5 protein-coding genes and 1 pseudogene are annotated in these 4,018 nt (G+C 74.6%); all 6 read left to right on the top strand.

All coding sequences use genetic code 11. The features are described from left to right. Positions 1-432 (top strand): annotated as a pseudogene (locus tag ACSNOK_RS31420) (histidine kinase); the annotation flags it as partial. Between the two features lie 50 nt (positions 433-482). Then, the gene (locus ACSNOK_RS31415) at positions 483-977 is read left to right on the top strand and encodes a roadblock/LC7 domain-containing protein (protein ID WP_436784197.1); all 495 of its coding nucleotides are present in this window, start codon (positions 483-485) and stop codon (positions 975-977) included. After that, the gene (locus tag ACSNOK_RS31410) at positions 974-1,375 is read left to right on the top strand and encodes a DUF742 domain-containing protein (RefSeq protein ID WP_436784195.1); all 402 of its coding nucleotides are present in this window, start codon (positions 974-976) and stop codon (positions 1,373-1,375) included. Before ACSNOK_RS31415 ends, ACSNOK_RS31410 begins: the two co-directional genes overlap by 4 nt. Before the next feature lie 10 nt (positions 1,376-1,385). Next, on the top strand, positions 1,386-1,997 hold the full coding sequence (locus tag ACSNOK_RS31405) for a GTP-binding protein (RefSeq protein ID WP_436784196.1): 612 nt from the start codon (positions 1,386-1,388) through the stop codon (positions 1,995-1,997). A gap of 32 nt (positions 1,998-2,029) precedes the next feature. Beyond that, positions 2,030-3,337 (top strand): styrene monooxygenase/indole monooxygenase family protein, encoded by a 1,308-nt coding sequence (locus ACSNOK_RS31400; protein WP_436784194.1) that lies wholly within the window; start codon positions 2,030-2,032, stop codon positions 3,335-3,337. A gap of 48 nt (positions 3,338-3,385) precedes the next feature. Further along, a complete protein-coding gene (locus ACSNOK_RS31395; RefSeq protein ID WP_436784193.1) occupies positions 3,386-3,919 on the top strand; it encodes a tetratricopeptide repeat protein in 534 nt (177 codons plus the stop codon). Positions 3,920-4,018: the final 99 nt, after the last annotated feature.

Below are 4,018 nucleotides of genomic sequence, written 5' to 3'. Positions count from 1 at the left end.
AGCAGGGAGTTGATCTGCTCCAGCCGGTCGGGGGCCATGCCGATGCCCTCGTCCTGGACGGACAGCATCACGTCGCCCGCGTGCGGCGGCCGGCACGCCCGCCCGGCCGGCCGGGATCCGCACCCGACGCACCCGCAGAGCCCGCCGGACCCGTACCAGGGCGAGCTCACCGGAACCGGCCTGCCCAAGCGCACCCCGCGGACGGTGCCGCAGCCCCCGCCCGTCCAGCGGGTGCGCAAGGGCGTGGACGCGGAGGCGCTGCGGGCCAGGCTCGCCGGGTTCCAGCAGGGGGCGCGGGAGGGCCGGCGCGACGTGGAGCAGGAGCTCGCGGGGCGTGACGGTGACCGGCGCCGGGCGGCGCCGCCGCCGCACGCGGGCGGTGACGTCGGTGATGTCGGTGGTATCGGTGATGTCGAGGAGGCACGCGGTTGACTGCATTTTCCCGGGGGGCGACCCCCGTCACCCCCGTCGGCACCCCCGGAATTCCCGGCAGTTCCGGAATCCCCGGTGGCGTCGGCTACGGACTGAGCCACGAGGCCCGCAACCTCCAGTGGCTGCTGACCGACGTGGTCGAGGAGGTGCCCGGCGTCCGCTCGGTGGCGGTCGTCTCCTCCGACGGCCTGCTGCTGCTCTCCTCCGACCCGGGGCAACGGCCGGACGGCGGCGGCCCGGTGGACGGCCCCCGGCACTCCACCGCCGACCTGGCGACGATCGTCGCCGGCCTCGGCAGCCTCACCACCGGGGCGGCGTCCCTGATGGACGGGGGTCCGGTCAAGCAGACCATGGTGGCCATGGAGGAGGGCAGCCTGTTCGTCATGACCATCAGCGACGGCTCGCTGCTGGGCGTCCACACCGCCCCCGACTGCGACATGAGCGTCGTCGCCTACCACATGGCCCTGTTCGTCGGCCGCGCCGGACACGTCCTGACCCCCGAACTCCGCCGCGAACTACGGCAGTCGGTGGAGGCGGTCAGATGACCGGAGGCTGCGCCGTACCCGCCAGGGCCCCGGCCCCCGCTCCGGCGCGCCGGGGCCGGACGGCCCGGGTGCGCCCGTACTCGGCCGCGGGCGGCCGGGCCCCCTGCGGGCACGTCCTCCAGGTGGAGACGTTCGTGCAGGCGCACGAGCGGCGGGCCGGCGACGCGAGCGCCGCCCGGCTGCCGCCGGAGGCGGGCGCCATCGTCGGGCTCTGCCGCGGGCTGCGGGCCGTCGCCGAGGTCTCGGCGCTGCTGAGGATGCCGCTGGGAGTGGTCCGCGTCCTCTTGGGCGATCTGGCGGACCAGGGAAGAATCCGCGTCTACGGCCCCGGTCACGGCACCGGACGGCCCGACCGCGCGCTGCTCGAAAGGGTCCAGTGTGGACTTCGCAGGATCTGAGACCGAGACGATAGCGGGCTCCGAACCCGTACGGGAACGCCCGCAGCACGCCCCGGAAGGCCGGACCCGGGCCCCCGCCGCCACGAAGATCGTCGTCGCGGGCGGCTTCGGCGTGGGCAAGACGACGTTCGTGGGCTCGGTATCGGAGATCACCCCGCTGCGCACGGAGGCCGTGATGACGGTCGCCGGCGAGGAGGTGGACGACGCCGTCGCGGTCCCCGAGAAGGCCACCACCACGGTCGCCATGGACTTCGGCCGGATCACCCTCGAACCCGACCTCGTCCTCTACCTGTTCGGCACCCCCGGCCAGCAGCGGTTCTGGTTTATGTGGGACGACCTGGTGCGCGGCGCCATCGGGGCCGTGGTCCTCTGCGACACCCGCCGGCTCGCGGACTGCTTCCCCGCCCTCGACTACTTCGAGAGCAGCGGCCTGCCGTACATCGTCGCCGTCAACCACTTCGAGGGAACGCCCCGGCACGAGGCGGAGGAGGTCCGTGAGGCGCTGTCGCTGACCGCCGACATCCCGGTTCTGATCATGGACGCGCGGGAGCGGAGCACGGTCGTCGACTCGCTGCTGACCCTCGTCGGCCGCGCCCTCGACGTCACCCCGGAAACGCGCTGAGGGCGCGTGACGCGGAGACGGGACAGGGAAACGTGCGACGCATCCTCATAGTCGGCGCCGGCCAGTCCGGACTCCAGCTCGCCCTCGGCCTCCAGGCCCGCGACTACGACGTGACGCTGCTCTCCAACCGCACCCCGGACGAGATGCGCGCCGGCCGTGTCACCTCCACCCAGGTCATGTTCGGCACCGCCCTGGCGCACGAGCGCGAGCTCGGCCTCGGCTTCTGGGAGGACCACGCCCCGCCCATCGAGGGGTTCGGCTTCTCGGTGGCCGGCCCGCCGCTCCCGTCCGTGGCCCCCGCCGGGCGGGTGCGGCGCATCGTCGACTGGGTCGGCCGGCTGGACGCGCCCGCCCGCTCCGTCGACCAGCGGCTGAAGATGGCCGGCTGGCTGGAGACCTTCGCGGCGCGCGGCGGCAAGCTGGTCCTCCACGGCGCCACCGTCTGCGACCTGGACTTCTTCGCCCACCACTACGACCTGGTGCTGGTCGCCGCGGGCAAGGGCGAGCTGGTCTCCCTCTTCGACCGCGACCCCGCCCGCTCCCCGTACGCCGCGCCGCAGCGCTGCCTCGCCCTGGCCTACGTGCACGGCCTGGGCCCGCGCCCCGAACACCCCGAGTACGACGCCGTCCGCTGCACCCTCGTGCCCGGCGTCGGCGAACTGCTGGTGATCCCTGCCCTGACCCTCACCGGCCGCGCCGACATCCTCTTCTGGGAGGGCCTCCCCGGCGGCCCCCTCGACGTCTTCGGCACGGGCGAGAGCCCGGGGGAGCACCTGGGCCGGGTGCTGGAGCTCATGGAGCGGTACGCGCCCTGGGAGTACGGCCGCGCCACCCAGGTCGAACTCACCGACGCGGGCGCCACGCTCGCCGGCCGCTACACCCCCGTGGTCCGCGACCCCGTCGGCCGGCTCCCCTCCGGCGGCCTCGTCCTGGGGATCGGCGACGCGGTGGTCGTCGACGACCCGGTCGCCGGACAGGGCGCCAACTCGGCCGCCAAGTGCGCCGCGTCCTGCCTCGCGGCCATCGTCGAGCGCGGCGACGGCCCGTTCGACGAGGCGTGGATGCGTTCCGTCTCCGACCGGCACTGGGCCACGGCGGCCCGGCACGCCACCCGCTGGACCAACGCGATGCTCGCCCCGCTCCCGCTCCACGCCCAGCGGCTCATCGGCGCCGCTTCCGCCGTCCAGGCCGTCGCCGACCGCTTCGCCAACGGGTACGACGACCCGGCCGACTTCGAGGACTGGTTCTACGAGGAGGAGCGGGCGGAGGCGTACCTGAGGGAGGTGACCGGGGAGGACGCGGCCCCGCGGCCCGCCGTCGGCCGGGGCAGCGCCTCGTGAGCGGTCCGGTGTGGTGCAGGTGGGGCGGGTGTGCCACGGTAGGGCGGCATGAGCGATGATCGCGATAAGGCCGCGGAGCTGGCGCGAGCGGTGCGGTTGCGGGAACAGGGCCGGGCCGGACAGGCCCGGGAGGCACTGCTGGAACTGGCCTCGCGACATCCCGAGGACGCCGAGATCGCCTACCAGACGGCTTGGGCGCACGACGTCCTCGGCCTGGAGCGGGAAGCCGTCCCGTTCTACGAGCGGGCCTTGGGCGGCCCCGGCCTGTCGAGGGACAGCCGGCACGGGGCCTTCCTCGGGCTGGGGAGCACGCACCGGGTCCTGGGCGCCTACGGGGAGGCCGTGCGGACCCTGCGGCGAGGGCTCGAGGAATTCCCCGACGACCCTGCCCTGCGGGCTTTCCTGGCGATGGCGCTGTACAACGAGGGCGAGGGCCGCGAGGCGGTCCGGCTCCTGCTGAAGGCCCTGGCCGGCACCAGCGAGGACCCGAGGGTACGGCGCTATCGGCGGGCGATCGAGTACTACGCCGACGATCTGGACGGTGTCCAGTCGGCGAACGAGGAGCCACGGGCGGTGAGTTGACCGACCGGGGGGCGGGTCGCACCCGGAGGGGGTAGCCCGCCCTGCCCCTCCGGACGACCGCGCGGGGCGCGCGGTGTCAGGGGGTCCGGGGGCCCGCCC

Source organism: Streptomyces sp. URMC 126 (assembly GCF_051386555.1).
GTDB lineage: Bacteria > Actinomycetota > Actinomycetes > Streptomycetales > Streptomycetaceae > Streptomyces.
This window is presented reverse-complemented; position numbering and strand designations above follow the sequence as displayed.